This is a genomic window from Brevibacillus fortis, from assembly GCF_046196545.1.
Classification (GTDB): domain Bacteria; phylum Bacillota; class Bacilli; order Brevibacillales; family Brevibacillaceae; genus Brevibacillus; species Brevibacillus fortis_A.
Map to the genome: position 1 here is coordinate 6,144,898 of NZ_CP176370.1, position 16,466 is coordinate 6,161,363.

Genomic DNA, 16,466 nt, shown 5'->3' on the forward strand with positions numbered 1-16,466 from the left:
ACTTTCAAATATTGTTACCAAAGCCACGTTAGAAGAAGTGCATTTCCAGTCCAAGCGCCTCTGGAACCCAACCTAGCTCCGGAATAAATGGCGGGGGTTTCTACAGCCACTTCACTCCTCAAACTTCACCATTTCCAAATTGGTTTTCTTGACCTTCACCAAGTACAACAAATAGATCAAGCCGACAAAGGTCCAGAGCAAGCCGAGCATCATGGACGTTGCTTCCAAGTTGACCCACAGAAAGGCGATGAACGTTGTCCCGATGAGTGGAGACAACACGAAGCCCCACCAATCCTTGATATGCTTGTTCTTTTGCTTGCGGAAATAGTACGCCATTACGCTGATGTTCACAAAGCTAAAGGCGATCAGTGCGCCGAAGTTAATAAAGGAAGTTGCCGTTAACAAATCCATATACAAAGCGAACAGCATCAGCGCTCCGACCAGCAGGACGTTAAGCAGAGGTGTTCTCAGCTTCGGATGTACATAACCGAACCAGCGTCGCGGCAAAAACCCATCTCGTCCCATTGCGTACAACAAGCGTGTTACGCTCGTGACAGATACGAGTCCGGATGCCAGTGTCGAAGATAACGCTGCCGCCAAAAATACCAATTGAAAAATTGTCCCACCGATAAACAAAGCAATCTCCGCAGAGGCCGCTTCTGGATCAGACAATACCGAAACATCAGGAAATAATGATTGCATGAAATAAGATGCTGTAATAAACAACGCTCCTCCTGCGATTGCTACGAGCATAATCCCGCGAGGAATCGTCTTTTTCGCATCGACGGTTTCCTCCGTTAGCGTAGTTACTGCATCAAAGCCAAGGAAGGAAAAGCAAAGAATCGACGCACCGGAAAGCAGTGCAATGACAGACATATCCGGTGACACAAATGGACGCAGGTTGAATACTTGCCCAAGCCCGTCACCTTGCATAAGACCACGGATTGCCAATCCCGCAAATAACACGACGACCACGACTTGAAACAGCACCAGAATCGAGTTGACGGATGCGGTTACCGTTACGCGAAATACGTTTAACCCCGTTACCAATACAATAAAACCTATAATCCACCATGCCGTCGACACGTCAGGAAACACGGATGATAGGTATACTCCCGTCAACAAGGCGTTAATCATCGGTAAAAACAAATAATCCAGCAAGGACGCCCAGCCTACCAAAAATCCTGCATAGGGATGAATCGTTTGTTGCGTATACGTATACGCGGTTCCTGCTGAAGGGAATAGCCGTACCATCTTTCCGTAGCTTGCCGCCGTAAACAGGATCGCAAGAAGTGTGACTGCATAAGCAGCAGGAACGTGCCCCCCCGTTTCTCCAGAAACAATGCCAAAGGTGTCAAAAACGGCCATCGGGGCCATGTAGCCCAGTCCAATTACGACAATATGCCGCAACTTTAAACTACGTGTTAGTTCTGCTTTCCCGTTCACTGCCTGTCCCCCTTTATGTAACAGAATAATTATACACGTTGGTTTATAATCACGAAAGAAAAAAGCGCTACTGCACACGGGTTCTCCATGCACAGCAGCGCTTGATTTATATGAGTATTTCCTATGCTTTTGGCAGTTCAAAGGAGCTCTTCAACGATACAATTCGGTTGAATACGAGTTTATCATCTGTCGTATGCTTCGGATCCACATTGAAATAGCCATGACGGAAAAATTGATACTTGTCTTGTGGCTTGGTTTCTTTCATATTTGGCTCCACATAGCCTTGCAGCACTTCCAACGAATTCGGGTTAACGTTGTCGAGGAACGTGCCCTCTGCATCTTCATCATCCATAATCAATGGCTCATACAAACGGAATTCAGCAGGAACCGCATTAGTTGCATCCACCCAGTGAATCGTACCTTTTACCTTACGACCTGTAAAACCGCTGCCGCTCTTCGTCTCAGGGTCATACGTACAATGGATCTCGATCACGTTGCCGTCTGCATCCTTCACGACGTCATTGCATTTAATGAAGTACGCGTGCTTCAGACGCACTTCATTTCCCGGGAACAGGCGGAAATACTTGCTCGGTGGGTTTTCCATGAAGTCGTCCTGCTCAATGTAGATTTCGCGGGAGAACGGAATTTGACGATTGCCCATCTCTGGGTTCTCTGGATTAATCTCCGCTTCGAGCATCTCGACTTGTCCTTCCGGATAGTTCGTGATAACGACCTTCAATGGATTCAAAACAGCCATCGTACGTGGTGCTTTCAGCTTCAGGTCCTCACGGATGAAATACTCCAGCATTTTCTCGTCAACGGTGCTATTAGCGCGCGCTACCCCTACTTCGCGAGCGAATGTACGAATCGCTTCCGGTGTATAGCCGCGACGACGGAAGCCTGCGATGGTTGGCATGCGCGGGTCATCCCAGCCGTCTACTACATTCTCATCAACAAGCTGTTTCAGCTTGCGTTTACTCATAACGGTGTTGGTGAGATTCAAGCGGGCAAATTCGTACTGGCGTGGTACACTCTCCATTTCGCACTCGCGGACTACCCAGTCGTACAACGGACGATGATCTTCGAATTCCAGTGAGCACAGGGAGTGTGTCACGCCCTCAATGGCATCCTCCAACGGATGAGCGAAGTCGTACATCGGATAGATGCACCATTTGTCGCCCGTGTTGTGATGCGTTGCATGAGAGATTCGATACAGAACCGGATCACGCATGTTGAAGTTCTGAGAAGCCATATCGATTTTCGCACGCAGCACCTTTTCTCCGTCCTTGAATTCCCCTTGGCGCATCCGTGCAAACAGGTCCAGGTTTTCCTCCACAGATCGGTTGCGAAACGGACTATCTGTGCCTGGCTCTGTCCATGTTCCACGCATTTTACGCATGTCTTCGGGAGACAGATCGTCTACGTAAGCCAGACCTTTTTTAATCAACAGCACCGCACGGTTGTACATCTCTTCAAAGTAATCAGATGCAAAAAACAGCCCGTCCCATTCGAAGCCCAGCCATTGAACGTCCCTTTTGATGGCCTCTACGTATTCGATGTCTTCCTTCACCGGGTTGGTGTCGTCAAAACGTAGGTTGGCCTTGCCGGAAAATTCACGTGCCAACTCAAAGTTGAGGCAGATCGCTTTTGCATGTCCAATATGAAGATACCCGTTCGGTTCTGGGGGAAAGCGGGTAATGATTTCCTTTACTTTGCCCTCTTGCAAGTCATCAATCATGATATTGCGGATAAAATTGGATGCCGCTACCTTGTTTTCCAATGAAATCAACCTTTCACTTCACCTTTACATTCCATAATACTGATTCTCTACCCAGAGTTCAACAAAATCGGGTCGTTGACCGACCCGCTCACGTCTTCCATTGCTGCCTCGTTTGCCATTGTGGCCTGCAATACAGATGAATGACAGAATCAATGGCTAAGCGCTGCTCCGCGATCCCTCGAATCGTTTCGAGATGCTTCGGGGAAATCAGATGCAGCAAAGGCTGTTCAACATGATTGAAACGTTGGAATGCTTCCGCAGCTATCCGATCCCACTGCGGATAATACCGAAGCAAATCATCAGGCATCACCCTGGAGCGGTCCGTGTCAGACTCTGGCAAACAATCAAAGGGTTCATCCAGATTTAACGTTCCATAATCATCAGTCAGCTCTTCGCCCGGAAAAATATCCCGTGCAGCCAATTCCAGATCATACATGGTCGGCACACAATTCGCATGAAAGCTGTGGTTCACGTACCTTGCCTTATCCCAACAAAGAATGTACTTTCCGAACTGGTTCTTAAACGAATATTTTTGCACGTCCTGTTTTCGTAATGAGTCAAGTTTTTCCACAAATGCAGGGTCCAATACCTGATCCAAATTATCCTGTGCCCATACAATCGTTCCTTTTGGGATAAACCTTGTCGCAAACACACCGTACCCGATCTCATCGTTGATATAGCGCAATTCTGTATCGGGATGCATCATAGCCTTTGTTTCACTCCTTGGCGAATGTGCCTTTTTATCATCATAAGCAGTTCAGCCCCAGGAGGTGTGTGAATGTCTGCAAAAACAACCTTTCCATCGTATTCCTGACTATTTTTCTGGATTAAAATATTTTTTCTTATTTACCACAAATGGTAAATAGTCTATATTATTGGCAAACGGCTTTTTAGGAACATTTTCCCACAACGATCGAATCAGTATATGTATCAATTATCTACTTCACCCATTGATATCGAAACGGCATACCCGGGGAAATCCGGCGACGCAAAGCTACAGGGGCTACCTCCGCAACAGCGGACACGCTTGCCAGCTACCGAAGTATTGATGTAGGACGAGACCAATGATCCTATATCATTGGTCTTTTTTTGCGCTCACAATGTCTATTTTTGTCTGATTTTGTATGTTTGTGTATTTTTAGCTTTTAAAGGAGGTGAGGCAACAGCGGATAGCCGGTTTAAAGAATTCATTATTCTATTCATCATGAAGGAGGTTTCATAGGAATGTCATTCTGGAAGAAACTCTCGACCGTCGCGCTGACTGCTGTCTTCGGGCTATCAACATTCTCTGGGGCACAAGCTGCTAACCGTCCAACATCGATGTCACCGAACGCAATGGTGACGACTCCTCACTATCTGGCTACGGCTGCGGCCCTGAAGACTTTGGAAGACGGTGGAAACGCAGTAGATGCTGCTATTACTGCCGCTTCCACATTAGCTGTCGTCTATCCTCATTACACAACCATTGGTGGAGATAACTTCTGGCTCATCTACAATGCCAAAACAAAAGAGCTGAAGGCGCTGAACGGCAGTGGCCGCGCAGGCGAAAAGGCAACCATCGACTATTACAAAAACAAAGGCTACGAAAAAATCCCGTCCCGCGGTTATGAATCGGCAAATACTGTCCCTGGTGTCGTCTCCGGCTGGTGGGAGGCGTACAACTACGCCCATAAAAGCATGGGTAAAAGTAAGCTTCAATGGAACAGACTGCTGGAGCCTGCCATTGGATACGCCGAGAACGGATATCCAGTCTCCCCCAACCAAGTATATTGGACGAAATACGCGACAGATCCAACTGACAATGACTTGAAAAATCTTCAACGTTTTGATGGATTCCGTAAAACATTCCTGAAGCCCAACGGCGATCCCTATGCAGCAGGTGAAATTCTCAAACAAAAAGATCTTGCCAATACTTTGCGAATCATTGCAAAAAAAGGTGCTGACGGTTTTTATAAAGGAGAAGTTGCTAAAAAAATCGTAGCAGACATGCAAGCCAACGGCGGATTGCTCACGTTGAAAGATTTTGAGAAGCACACCTCTACTTGGGCAGATCCAATTTCGGTAGACTACCGCGGTTATACAGCGTACAACGTTCCGCCTAACTCCCAAGGCATGGCATCTCTCTCTATTCTTAATGTTTTGAATAATTTCGACCTCAAGAGCATGGGTGAAGGAACACCCGATTACTATCACACGATTGTGGAAGCTACCAAACAGTCTTTTGCTGACCGAGACAAATGGCTGACTGACCCTGCCTTTGTGGATATCCCTGTGGATGAGCTGTTGTCCAAGCAGCACGGCAAAGATTTAGCTGCGCGCATTGATATGAAGCAAGCCGCCAAATCCGTAGAACCGCTTGATCCAAAAGGCGATACAACCTGGTTCGGGATCGTCGACAAAGATGGAAATGCAGTGTCCATCATTCAGAGTCACTATTTTGACTGGGGTTCCGGAATCGTAGCGAAAGACACGGGCATCCTTTTGCAAAACCGCGGAAGCTACTTCTCTTTGGATTCCAAACACATCAATCACTTGGAACCAGGAAAACGCACCTTCCACACCATTAACCCAGCTATGCTCTTTAAAGGGGACAAGCCTTATCTTCTCTACGGAACACAAGGGGGAGAAGGACAGCCACAAACGCAAGCTGCTCTCGTCACGCGTATCATCGACTTTGGTTTCAGCGTGCAAGACGCAATCGAAGCGCCAAGATGGCTACATGGACGCAACTGGGGATCTGCTTCCAACAATCTCAAGGTGGAAAGCCGCATCCCACAAGAAGTCCTGGACGAGTTAATTAAACGTGGGCATCCAGTCGAAAAGCTGGAAGCAGCCTATACCGATACGATGGGACAGTCCGGCGCAATCCTGATTGACCCAAAAACCAATGTAAAATTTGGCGGTGCTGACCCTCGCGGTGAAGGCGCAGCAATGGGATATTGATATTTTGTCAGACTGCTGAGTAAATCTCAGCAGTCTACCTGTTTCTATTTCGCAATCACGGATTAGGAGTGGAAAAACCTATGTTTTTGTTCAACAAACTCAGGAACAAAATGATCCTTTGGTTTCTCGTCGTGGCCGTCATTCCACTTACTGCCGTTTCTTTGTTTATCACAAGCAGCTTTTCTTCCATTCTGATTGATAAACAAAAATCATCCTATGTTGACCTTACTTCCAGTACAGCCATAGCTATGGATCAATATCTGGACCGGCGTATGACAGAAATTCAGATTTTAGCCCGTACCTCGGATATTCAATCCGATGATGCAGCGGCAAAAAATGAATTCATCCGCAAATTTACCGAGGAAATGAAACTGTATGACGGAAATACGTTTATCGCAAGCGATGGAAAAGTAACGGCTGATACGTTCCCCAAAAGCGTTGGAATCAATCTTAGCGAGCGCCAATTCTTCAAAGACGGTATGCAGGACAAGCCCAGCTTCTCCGATGTTCTTGTTGCGAAGACAACGGGCAATCGCTCTATCATCGTCGCCTCCCCTGTAAAAGCTAAAAACAATGAGAAGCTTGGCGTCTTGACCGGGCTCGTCAATGTAGATGACTTCGCAACTACATTTCTCAAGGATTTGAAAGTAGGCAACGATGGTTATCCGATTCTCGTTGATAACAAGGACCAGATTCAGTACCATCCTACCCAGGATCTGATCGGAAAACCGCTTGCGGAATCCGCTCTGCCGCAACCATTAATGGAAATCCTTAAATCAGGAAAAACGGAAAAGGGCTCATACAGCTACTCGGACAATGGCAAGGAATACGTTGTCACCTATTCCCCCATTCCCAAGACCAACTTTGGTTTGTATCTGCATATCCCTGTTGAATCCATAACGTCTGCGGTTTCATCCGTTACCACCATGGTTACGATCATTGTCATCGTTGTTATTGCTGTCGTGATCGCAATCGCATACGCTGTTTCCCGGCAAATCTCCCGCCCTATTGCGGCAGTTGCCTCCGTGGCTAACCGAATTTCCGAGGGTGAACTGACTGTACAACCCTTGCAAATTCGAACCAAGGATGAGGTTGGACAGCTATCCCAATCAGTAAACACAATGGTGCTCAACCTGCGAACGATTATTCAACAAGTAAATGATACAGCTTCAGATCTTGCTTCTTCAGCAGAGGAATTGTCTGTCAACTCCGACCATACGAGCAAGGCTACCGAGCAAATCGCAATAACGATTCAGGAAGTAGCTTACGGTGCGGAAAAGCAAGTGAAGAGTGTAGAGGAAAGTGTCACCGCAATTCAAGGTGTATCGACAGGGGCTCAGCGGGTTGCCACGAATGCACAGCAAGCTGCCGAATCAGCTTTGGGCGCTTCCCAAATTGCAGTGGAAGGAAATCAGGCCCTTCAGGTCGTTATCAGCCAGATGCAATCGATCGAGAACACTGTTGGCAACATTGCCGATATCGTCAAACGATTAGGAAACAGCTCTCAGGAAATCGGACAAATCGTACAAGTCATCACCGCCATAGCTGAACAAACAAATCTGTTAGCACTTAACGCAGCTATTGAAGCAGCGAGAGCTGGTGAACAGGGGCGCGGATTTGCCGTTGTGGCAGACGAAGTACGCAAATTGGCTGAGCAGTCCGCACAATCAGCGCAACAGATCAAACTGTTGATTACAACGATCCAGCTCGAATCAAACCAGGCTGTCCTTTCGATGGAACAGGGCACCAAAGAGGTCGCCACTGGACTTACGGTCGTTAACAATGCAGGCAAGTCCTTCGAACAGATTCAAGATGCTGTCACGCAGGTGGCAAGTCAAATTCAAGAAGTAAAGGCTTATTCTGAGCAAATGTCTTTTGGCACCAAGCAGGTGGTAGAATTGGTCAGTGTCATTGAAGAAGTAGCGGAGAATTCTGCTGACGGAACACAAAGCGTGTCGGCCGCCACAGAAGAACAGCTGGCAGCTATGGAAGAAGTCAGTTCATCAGCTACTTCTCTGGCAAGAATAGCCGAAGAACTGCAATCTCATGTAAGCAAATTCAAGATATAGTCCGAACAACGAAAACAAGAAAAGCCGCCTCGCATGTTGCCCGGCGGCTCTTTCCTGCTTGTGCTTACACAAACTCCCACATCCGGTCAGGATGGTTCGTGCAAATTTGAACCTGAGGATGCCACGAAATGACTTCGCGGATATGCTTCGGATCATCCAGCGTCCACGCGATGACTTTGAAGCCTTTTTCAATCGCGGCTACAGTTAGCTCACGATTCAGAAACGGATATCCCATGGAGAGGATCGTGGCACCTGCTGCCTCCATCTGTTCCAGCATGAGTACAGGGCGGCCATATACAATCAGGCCTGTCTGCACTTCTTGATCAAGTGTGCGGACGTGACGGATCAAATCGTGGTCAAATGAAGTCAGATACACCTCTTGCTTCATTCCATGCTTTTCTACAAGCGCGAGCACCTTCTCTGCGATACCCGGGTACATCTCACTAGTTGCTTTCAATTCGATATTTAGCATGCAGCGACCTTTTACTGCGATCAGCACTTCCTCTAGTGTAGGGATTTTTTCGCCCGCAAATTTGTCGCCAAACCAGCTCCCCGCATCCAGCTCACGCAGCTCTGCCAAGGTATGCTCCATGACCATTCCGCGGCCATTGGTCGTGCGTTCCAGTGTAAAGTCGTGAATTAGCACCGGAACACCGTCACGCGTCAGTTGAACATCAATTTCCATTGCTTTGATAGCTGGCTCTGCCAAAGCCAGTCGAATCGCTGTCATTGTATTCTCCGGGGCTTTGCCTGACCACCCGCGATGTGCCATACAAATGTTCATTTCGCCAGCTCCTCTATCGTTTCATTTCTGTTATTTTTTCAAAAGCTTGCTGCCTTTTTCCGTCGCCGCCTGCATCGCTTCATCTACTGTCGCTTGGCCAAGCATCGCACGCTGCAGTTCTTTTTGAATCACATCCTGCAATTCTTTGTAGCCTGGAGCCATTGGACGAGGATAGCCGTATTGCAGTTGATCTACCGCGACCTTGAAGTTTGGCTCTTTTTCATAAAATGCCTTCATTTCAGCCGAATCAATTGCTTCTGTCGTGACAGGCATGTAACCGGAAGCAATTGACCACGGAACTGTTTGCTCGGTGTCGGTCATCCACTTCATGAACTCCCACGCTGCTTTTTTCTCCGCATCAGTCGACTTCGCCAGCATTACGAGATTCGCGCCTCCGGTTGGCGTACCAAACGTTTTATTGGCTGGCAGGAAGGCAGCACCCATGTCAAATTTGGCATTTTTCTTCAATTCCGTCAAGGAACCTGTCGAGGTAAAAATCATGCCCACTTTTTGATTCAGGAAGTCTTGCTCCGCTACATCCCACGCATTGTAGTTCTCTCCTGGAGGGTTTTTCATGATGCCTTCCTTCACCATTTTGGACCAGAGCTCAAGTGGTGCTTTTCCTGCTTCGTTGTTGATCGTGAGCTCCTTGCCGTTCTCGCTCAGGATGTTGCCCCCACCTTGGAAAACAAGCGCTTCGTAGAACCAGATATCAACAGGCGTCGAGAAGCCGTACCGGGTAATTTTGTCTCCCTCTTTTTTGCTCAGCTTTTGCGAGAAGCTAACGAGCTCATCCCATGTTTTTGGACCGTTTGAATCAAGCCCTGCTTCTTTTAACATATCGCGGTTGATGTACAGCAATGGAGTGGAGCGGTTAAATGGCACGGCGTATAGTTTGTCATTCCAATAGGAATTTTTCATGAGACCTGGAATGTACTTCTTTTCATCCCCTTGAGAGTAAGGCGTCAAATCTTCCAAAACTTTTGCATCCGCAAATGCTGCGATCGAAGCGATCTCGACCATCGTAACATCTGGATTGTTACCCGCTGCTACAGATGCCAGTACTTTGGAGTGGTTCTCTTGATACGCACCTTGGTAAGCTGGTTTGACGATAATATCTTTATGTGTTTCATTGAATTTTTTGACCATATCCTCAATGGTTTTCCCGCGAACGCCACCCAACGCATACCAGAAATCAATTTCGACAGGGCCGCTGGATGCTGTAGACGCTGCTGGCTGAGAAGTGCTGCCTGTACTTGCGGACTGTTCTTTACCAGATGATCCGCATCCAGCCAACACTCCTGACAAACCGATAGTCAATGCACATAGAATCGTTCCAGTCTTTTTCATGGAAAACATGGTTTGGTTTCCTCCCTAAGAGCGATCTTTTATTATTTGGATTGATAGATGAACGCTTTGATAATATGCCGTTGTGCCACGAAGAAAATCACGAGAATCGGTAGAATGAGAATCATGTTGCCCGCCATCATGACGTTCCACAAGGTTCCGCCGTCGGACATGTGCAAGCTGGAGATTCCGATCGGCAAGGTGCGTACCTCGTCGCTGTTGGTCATAATCAGCGGCCAGAAATAGTCGTTCCAATGGTAAATAAAGCTGAATAGTCCGAAAGTGACCAGTACAGGCTTCGCCATCGGTACCATGATCGTCCACATGATCTTCCACTCGGACGCGTTATCCAGACGTGCTGCCTCGATCACTTCATCGGGCACCTGCATGAATGCTTGCCTGAGCAGGAAGATTCCGAAGGCACTGGCTGCGTACGGCAGGATGAGCGACCACAGCGTATTAACGAGTCCCCAACCGCTCAATTGCACGTAGATCGGCAAAAAGATGACTTGTCCGGGAATCATCAAGACGATCAAGACAAGACCAAACAACAGATTGCGACCGGGAAACTTGTAGCGTGCAAAAGCGTAAGCCGCGGGCACCGCCGTCAAAAACTGAAGGATTAAAATCCCTACCGCAACCAGAATGCTGTTCCACGTATACATAAGGAACGGACCTGATTCCCACGCTTGGGCGAAGTTGCTCCACTCCCACGACTCAGGCAAAAGCGTCGGGGGAAATTGCCGGACCTCTGGCATCGTTTTGAAAGCTGTCGATGCCATCCACAGAAACGGGAACACAAACAGGAAAGCCACGATCAAAAGTCCAATCCATTCCACCGTCTTGCGTGAAGCCAAAACCACTCGATACATGCTGCTCCTCCTTTCTCACGGGTTCATCAGCGATAATGCACGCGCTTGGACATCACCAGGAAATGCACAGCTGTTAAAATCCCTACCAGTATCAGCAAAATGACAGAGGCAGCCGAAGCAATCCCGCCATTGTAGAAGTCCATGCCTTGCTCGTAAATGTAGTAGACAAGCATGTTCGTACTATTGATTGGACCACCCTGCGTCATAATGGCAATCGTGTCAAACGCTTGAAAGGATGAGATCGTATTGATAATGAGCAAAAAGAAAATCGTCGGCGACAGCATTGGTATGGTAATGCGCCTCAGCGTCCGCCACCACGGCGATTGATCGAGCTCTGCTGCCTCATATATATCGCCCGGAATGCTTTGCAATCCTGCGATGAAAATGAGCGTGTTATAGCCGACACCTTTCCAAATGCTGACGATAATCAGTGACAGCAAGGAGCTTTTCGGGTCAGTCAGCCACGTATACGCAGGCAATCCGACCGCTTCCAGTCCTGCGTTCAACAGGCCAAACTGCGGGTCCATCAGCCACATCCACAGCATCGAGACAGATACCAACGAAATGATGTGAGGACTGAAAACAGTCGCCTGAATAATGCCGTACACCTTTGCCTTTTTGTTCAGCCATAGTGCGAGCAGGAAGGATAGCGTCAGGCCAATCCCCACTGTTGCAATAGTAAAGACCGCGGTATTTCCCAATACTTGATGAAAATCTCCGTCCCCCATCAAGTCCTGATAGTTTTGCAAGCCTACCCATTCCATTTGCTCCAAATTGATCAATGACCAGTCCTGAAAGCTCAAATATATGATCGAGCCAATCGGATAAAAGAAGAACAAGACAAAGCAAATCAATGCGGGTGCCAGATACAAGTACGGACGCAGTCGGGATGCGAGGTCAGACCAGGCAAATGCCGACCGACGCACTTCTGTTTTCGACTGGCTGACACCCGGCAACTCCTGTACAGTTGCCGCTTTTCGCATCAGCTATCCCCTCCTGCACGTGTCGATACAGGCTCTCGTCCACTCATGCGACCCACTCGTTTTCCGCTCCCTTTTTCGAACACATACATGTACTCCCACGGTACAGTGACCGTAACCGAGGAGCCGACCTGCATCGCTACCTCCGAGTCCGCTTTGACGATGACCCTGCCTTTTTCCGTCTCGACATGAAGGAGCGTGTCTGAGCCGAGAATTTCTCTGGATACGATCTGTCCTCGTGCGTTCCACATCTCTTCGCTCGTGATGGCAGAGACAGTCAGAGGCAGCAACACTGCTTTTTCCGGGCGGAATCCCCATACATGCTCACTCTTGCCCTCCGCAGAAACAATGTTCATCGGCGGAGAACCGATAAATTGGGCGACAAACAGATTTTCCGGCTCCTGATACAAATTCATCGGGGCCGCTACTTGCATAATGTGTCCGTCATTCATGACGACAATCTGATCGCCCATGGTCATCGCCTCGACCTGATCATGTGTCACGTAGATGAAGGTGCTGCCGAGCTGCTTGTGCAGGCTGGTCAATTCCACACGCATCTGATTTCGCAGCTTCGCATCGAGATTGGAGAGCGGTTCGTCCATCAGGAAGACCTTTGGCTTTTTCACCATGGCCCGCGCGAGTGCAACACGCTGCCTTTGACCACCGGAGAGCTGAGAAGGCTTGCGCTTGAGGTAATCTGTTAGCCCGACGATTTCCGCGATCTCCTCTACCAGCACCTGACATTCCTTTTTCGACGTTCCGCGGTTTCTCAAGCCATAGGCGATATTGTCATACACATTCATGGTTGGGTAGAGAGCGTAATTTTGAAAAACCATCGCAATATCACGCTTGCCAGGTGGCAATTGGTTCACCGTTTGATCACCGATCATGATTTTTCCGTCCGTCACTGTTTCCAAGCCAGCGATCATCCTGAGTGTGGTTGATTTCCCACAGCCGGACGGACCTACCAGAACCGTAAAGGAGCCGTCTGGAATGACCAAATCCAATCCTTTGACCACGCTTTGATTCTGAAAGGCTTTCGTTACCTGCTCCAACACCACACGTGCCATCTGTTTTTATTTCCCTCCTTGTGCCTTTGCGGCCAGCATTTCCGTAACGAATGTCTCGAAATCGGCGTAGCGGTAATCGGGAAAAGCGTAGGGCCAGTTCTCTTGTCCGTACCACTCCAGCACGACAGATTGCACACCGGCTCCTACCGCAGCCAGTACGTCATAGCGACTGTCACCGATCATCATGGCTTGCTCGGGACGTTTGTCCAGCGCCACCAGTGCTTTTTGTACAGGCTCAGCCGACGGCTTGCCTCGTGATACATCATCGACAGTGACGATGGCCTCAAACAGATGCTCAATCCCCGCCATCTCCAAACCAGCCAATGTAAACTCCCGTTGCTTGTTCGTGACGATCGCCATCGTAAAGCCAGCCGCCTTCAGCTTCTCCAACCCTTCGCGAACAAACGGAAATAGTTTGACGTGTTCTTCATGATGCTCCCGTACATAGGCGAAGTATCTCTGCAGCACTTCCTTTTTGTCAGAGACGCCTGCTGCTGTAGCAACTGCCGCCATAAAATCATCAAACGATTCGCCAAAACGTGCGAGGAGCTCTTCCCTGCTAAAATGTCCCGGTGCGTACTGCTCAGCCGTAAAAGCAACGGCATCCACGACCGCATCCCGACTGTCCAGCAAGGTCCCGTCCAAATCAAATAACAACGCTTGAATCAAGGTTCTTACACTCCTTCCACAGCAGGGGACTTCCGACTGAAACAGCTGTCGCTCCATGCTTTAATACTTCCTCCATCTGTTCCCGCTTGCGAATCAGCCCGCCAGAAATGATCGGGGTATCGATCACACTTCGAAATTCTTCGATAAACTCCGGCAGCAAAGCAGGCATTAGCTCAACGGCGTCAGGCTGTGTATCCTGCAAGGAGGTTAGGCCTGATTTAATCGAGTCGCTATCGACCAAAAACAAACGCTGAATCGTCAGCAGGCCTTGCTTTTTCGCCAGCTTGACCAGTGTGTTGCGCGTAGTGACGATCCCGTCTGGCTTGACGTAATGCGCCAGAAATGCGATTCCTTCCCGGTCATGACTGATTCCGCCAATCCGCTCCAAATGAAGAAATACAGGGATATTTTTCGACTTAAAATAATCGACGTAGCCTTTGATCACACCAATGTTGCCGATCGAGAGTACCGCAGCACTCAAATTTGCCTCTGCCGCTTTTTCCAGGTGCTTCGCTTCTTTTACGGAAGCGATCAGCTTGTACTGTGCCAGTCTTGCGTGAAATTGTTCCTGGTTCACTCGCTTAAGCCTCCTTATGCCCAAGACAAAAAACCCTGCGACATGACAATGCCAAAGAACTCTCGATGAAAGTGCTTGGTAAGGCTGTCGGGGGTTTCTCCATGGCTCCAACCGAAGGGATTGTTCACTTGTTACTTTGAATGGTACTGTACAAGCGTTAAGGAAGCTTAAAGGGAATGTTAAAAATGGGAAAAGATCTGGTTTACAATCGTTGGTCGAGACTTTGGTGGAGGAGAGGAAAAAGGAGAAACCACTCAGGATTCTTGTCCCACCTGCTGGAGGTATGACTGGCCGGTTCCATGGAAAAAGCGAAACCCGCGGCCAAAGTAGCCAGCTCACGAAGCAGGTTCAGAGGTGGCCGCTAAAAACGGTTTCGCTTTTTCCATTCCACCTCGGTTGGTGTTCCAAAGATCCTTCGTCGGTTTCTCCTTTTTCCTCTCTACAGCTACTGGTTCTCTATCAAGCTTACTAGCTAAAAAATAAAAACACCCAGAACCTAAATCAGTTCCGGGTGTTCCTTTAAAAGAATTTACGAAACCGCAATGACTGCATCCAATGCAATCAACGCTTCCGCTTCAATGGCTTTTGCCATCACATCGGTGTGCGGGTTATACGATTCGAGCAGGTCTGCATCTGCATACCCGTCAATTGCCAAAATAGAGCCTGCCTTCATACCGCGAAGTGCCGCAATCACGAAGAGAGCGGTGTTTTCCATCTCGACTGCCAAAACGCCAGCTTTTTGGTACAGCTTGTGTGGGAATTCCAACACCCCACTGTAAAAGACATCGAGTGTCAGCGTGATTCCTTCGAATACCTTCAAGTCTGATGCGTTTGCTCCTGCTGCTTGTACAAGTGCGTCCACGACATGGCGATTGGCAACAGCCGGGAAGCCCGCCGGAACCAACTGACTGGTCAAGCCGTCTTGGCGAACCGCTGCGGAGCTGATGACGAGGCTGCCTGTCTCGATTTCTTTTTGGTATGACCCGGCAGTTCCTACGCGAATGACGGTCTGAACGCCGCCCTTTGCCAGCTCCTCGAAGCATACGGCTGCCCCCGGTGCCCCTACCCCATGGCTCACTACCGCTACCTCGACGCCTTTCCACGTACCCGCATAGCTGTGATACTCGCGATTTTCCCCGATTTGACGCTGATCGTCGAGTTTCGAAGCAATCAAGGCTGCACGTTTTGGATCACCGCACACGATGACGCGCTTCGGCAGTTGTTCTGGATCTATCTTTAGATTCGTCAACATCTCAATCGAACTCCTTTTTCTCCCACTCATCCTCTGGTATCGGCAATGCTTCACCGGAGAACCGCTCTTCGCGGAACGGGTCTGCGATCAGGTGAAAACCATTTTGCTCCCAGAAGCCGGGCTTGTTTTCGGTCATAAATTCAATTCCTCTGATCCACTTCACGCTTTTCCAGAAATACAGATGAGGAACAACCAGGCGAAGCGGCCAGCCATGCTTGTCCGTCAGTCGCTCTCCATCAAAGGAGTGAGCCAGCAATACATCATCACGCTCCAAATCAGCGAGCGGCACATTGGCGGTATAGTCGTGATCACCGTGCAGCATGACGAAGTTCGCTCGCGGAGTCACACCAATTGCCTGTAGAAAATCACGAAAACGCACGCCTGTAAATGCATTGTCAAAACGGGACCAGCGCGTCACGCAGTGAATGTCGCTCGTCACTGTCACCTGTGGCATCGCCATGATCTCTTCGTAGGTGAGCGTTACTTCCCGGTCTACCTCTCCGAAAACGCGCAGTGTCCATTCGTTCATGTCATACACTGGCACGTCTCCCTCATGCAAAATGGGAAAGCGCTCTGTCAGGATTTGTCCTGGCGGAAGTCGTCTGGCGAGTCCCGGTCCCACTGGGGCGGGTACTTTCATTCTTTTGATTCGATCTGCCTTGTTCATATCGCAATTC

14 protein-coding genes and 1 riboswitch are annotated in these 16,466 nt (G+C 48.8%); of the genes, 2 read left to right on the forward strand and 12 right to left on the reverse strand.

Going from position 1 to position 16,466, the window contains the following annotated elements:
• Nucleotides 1-111 precede the first annotated feature (111 nt).
• The 3 genes from ACKKE8_RS29800 to ACKKE8_RS29810 all read right to left on the reverse strand — a co-directional run bounded on the left by ACKKE8_RS29800 (nucleotide 112) and on the right by ACKKE8_RS29810 (nucleotide 3,932).
• Nucleotides 112-1,446 carry an APC family permease gene (locus tag ACKKE8_RS29800; RefSeq protein WP_409176171.1) on the reverse strand — a complete coding sequence of 445 codons (1,335 nt, stop codon included), beginning with the start codon at nucleotides 1,444-1,446 and terminating at the stop codon, nucleotides 112-114.
• A gap of 121 nt (nucleotides 1,447-1,567) precedes the next feature.
• Nucleotides 1,568-3,235, reverse strand: a complete 1,668-nt coding sequence (locus tag ACKKE8_RS29805) for a glutamine--tRNA ligase/YqeY domain fusion protein (protein WP_409176172.1) — start codon at nucleotides 3,233-3,235, stop codon at nucleotides 1,568-1,570.
• Nucleotides 3,236-3,314: 79 nt separating this feature from the next.
• Nucleotides 3,315-3,932 carry an SET domain-containing protein gene (locus tag ACKKE8_RS29810; protein ID WP_409176173.1) on the reverse strand — a complete coding sequence of 206 codons (618 nt, stop codon included), beginning with the start codon at nucleotides 3,930-3,932 and terminating at the stop codon, nucleotides 3,315-3,317.
• Nucleotides 3,933-4,179: 247 nt separating this feature from the next.
• A riboswitch (cyclic di-GMP riboswitch) is annotated at nucleotides 4,180-4,268 on the forward strand.
• A gap of 182 nt (nucleotides 4,269-4,450) precedes the next feature.
• Here ACKKE8_RS29810 and ggt point away from each other — a divergent pair.
• Nucleotides 4,451-6,169, forward strand: a complete 1,719-nt coding sequence (ggt, locus tag ACKKE8_RS29815) for a gamma-glutamyltransferase (RefSeq protein WP_409176174.1) — start codon at nucleotides 4,451-4,453, stop codon at nucleotides 6,167-6,169.
• A gap of 80 nt (nucleotides 6,170-6,249) precedes the next feature.
• Nucleotides 6,250-8,238 (forward strand): methyl-accepting chemotaxis protein, encoded by a 1,989-nt coding sequence (locus tag ACKKE8_RS29820; RefSeq protein WP_409176175.1) that lies wholly within the window; start codon nucleotides 6,250-6,252, stop codon nucleotides 8,236-8,238.
• 64 nt (nucleotides 8,239-8,302) lie between these two features.
• On the opposite strand, the gene ACKKE8_RS29825 is transcribed toward ACKKE8_RS29820, so the two are convergent.
• The 9 genes from ACKKE8_RS29825 to ACKKE8_RS29865 all read right to left on the reverse strand — a co-directional run bounded on the left by ACKKE8_RS29825 (nucleotide 8,303) and on the right by ACKKE8_RS29865 (nucleotide 16,456).
• The gene (locus tag ACKKE8_RS29825) at nucleotides 8,303-9,022 is read right to left on the reverse strand and encodes a glycerophosphodiester phosphodiesterase (protein WP_409176176.1); all 720 of its coding nucleotides are present in this window, start codon (nucleotides 9,020-9,022) and stop codon (nucleotides 8,303-8,305) included.
• A gap of 30 nt (nucleotides 9,023-9,052) precedes the next feature.
• Entirely contained in the window at nucleotides 9,053-10,381 is a 1,329-nt protein-coding gene (locus ACKKE8_RS29830) for an ABC transporter substrate-binding protein (protein ID WP_409176177.1), read from the reverse strand.
• Between the two features lie 32 nt (nucleotides 10,382-10,413).
• Nucleotides 10,414-11,241, reverse strand: a complete 828-nt coding sequence (locus ACKKE8_RS29835; protein ID WP_409176178.1) for a carbohydrate ABC transporter permease — start codon at nucleotides 11,239-11,241, stop codon at nucleotides 10,414-10,416.
• Between the two features lie 26 nt (nucleotides 11,242-11,267).
• A complete protein-coding gene (locus ACKKE8_RS29840; RefSeq protein WP_409176179.1) occupies nucleotides 11,268-12,224 on the reverse strand; it encodes a carbohydrate ABC transporter permease in 957 nt (318 codons plus the stop codon).
• Nucleotides 12,224-13,291, reverse strand: coding sequence for an ABC transporter ATP-binding protein (locus tag ACKKE8_RS29845; RefSeq protein WP_409176180.1), 1,068 nt, complete (start codon nucleotides 13,289-13,291; stop codon nucleotides 12,224-12,226). Before ACKKE8_RS29845 ends, ACKKE8_RS29840 begins: the two co-directional genes overlap by 1 nt.
• Nucleotides 13,292-13,297: 6 nt before the next feature.
• Entirely contained in the window at nucleotides 13,298-13,960 is a 663-nt protein-coding gene (locus tag ACKKE8_RS29850) for an HAD family hydrolase (protein ID WP_409176181.1), read from the reverse strand.
• On the reverse strand, nucleotides 13,938-14,537 hold the full coding sequence (locus tag ACKKE8_RS29855) for a glycerol-3-phosphate responsive antiterminator (protein WP_409176182.1): 600 nt from the start codon (nucleotides 14,535-14,537) through the stop codon (nucleotides 13,938-13,940). Before ACKKE8_RS29855 ends, ACKKE8_RS29850 begins: the two co-directional genes overlap by 23 nt.
• 529 nt (nucleotides 14,538-15,066) lie before the next feature.
• Nucleotides 15,067-15,789 (reverse strand): nucleoside phosphorylase, encoded by a 723-nt coding sequence (locus ACKKE8_RS29860; RefSeq protein WP_409176183.1) that lies wholly within the window; start codon nucleotides 15,787-15,789, stop codon nucleotides 15,067-15,069.
• A gap of 1 nt (nucleotide 15,790) precedes the next feature.
• Nucleotides 15,791-16,456, reverse strand: coding sequence for a sulfite oxidase-like oxidoreductase (locus ACKKE8_RS29865; RefSeq protein ID WP_251252568.1), 666 nt, complete (start codon nucleotides 16,454-16,456; stop codon nucleotides 15,791-15,793).
• Nucleotides 16,457-16,466: the final 10 nt, after the last annotated feature.

Bases quoted from the DNA above. Each gene is read 5' to 3' on its own strand.
- ACKKE8_RS29835 (WP_409176178.1), bottom strand. From the start codon at position 11,241: ATGTATCGAGTGGTTTTGGCTTCACGCAAGACGGTGGAATGGATTGGA.
- ACKKE8_RS29830 (WP_409176177.1), bottom strand. From the start codon at position 10,381: ATGTTTTCCATGAAAAAGACTGGAACGATTCTATGTGCATTGACTATC.
- ggt (WP_409176174.1), top strand. From the start codon at position 4,451: ATGTCATTCTGGAAGAAACTCTCGACCGTCGCGCTGACTGCTGTCTTC.
- ACKKE8_RS29860 (WP_409176183.1), bottom strand. From the start codon at position 15,789: ATGTTGACGAATCTAAAGATAGATCCAGAACAACTGCCGAAGCGCGTC.
- ACKKE8_RS29845 (WP_409176180.1), bottom strand. From the start codon at position 13,291: ATGGCACGTGTGGTGTTGGAGCAGGTAACGAAAGCCTTTCAGAATCAA.
- ACKKE8_RS29865 (WP_251252568.1), bottom strand. From the start codon at position 16,456: ATGAACAAGGCAGATCGAATCAAAAGAATGAAAGTACCCGCCCCAGTG.
- ACKKE8_RS29825 (WP_409176176.1), bottom strand. From the start codon at position 9,022: ATGAACATTTGTATGGCACATCGCGGGTGGTCAGGCAAAGCCCCGGAG.
- ACKKE8_RS29820 (WP_409176175.1), top strand. From the start codon at position 6,250: ATGTTTTTGTTCAACAAACTCAGGAACAAAATGATCCTTTGGTTTCTC.
- ACKKE8_RS29840 (WP_409176179.1), bottom strand. From the start codon at position 12,224: ATGCGAAAAGCGGCAACTGTACAGGAGTTGCCGGGTGTCAGCCAGTCG.
- ACKKE8_RS29810 (WP_409176173.1), bottom strand. From the start codon at position 3,932: ATGATGCATCCCGATACAGAATTGCGCTATATCAACGATGAGATCGGG.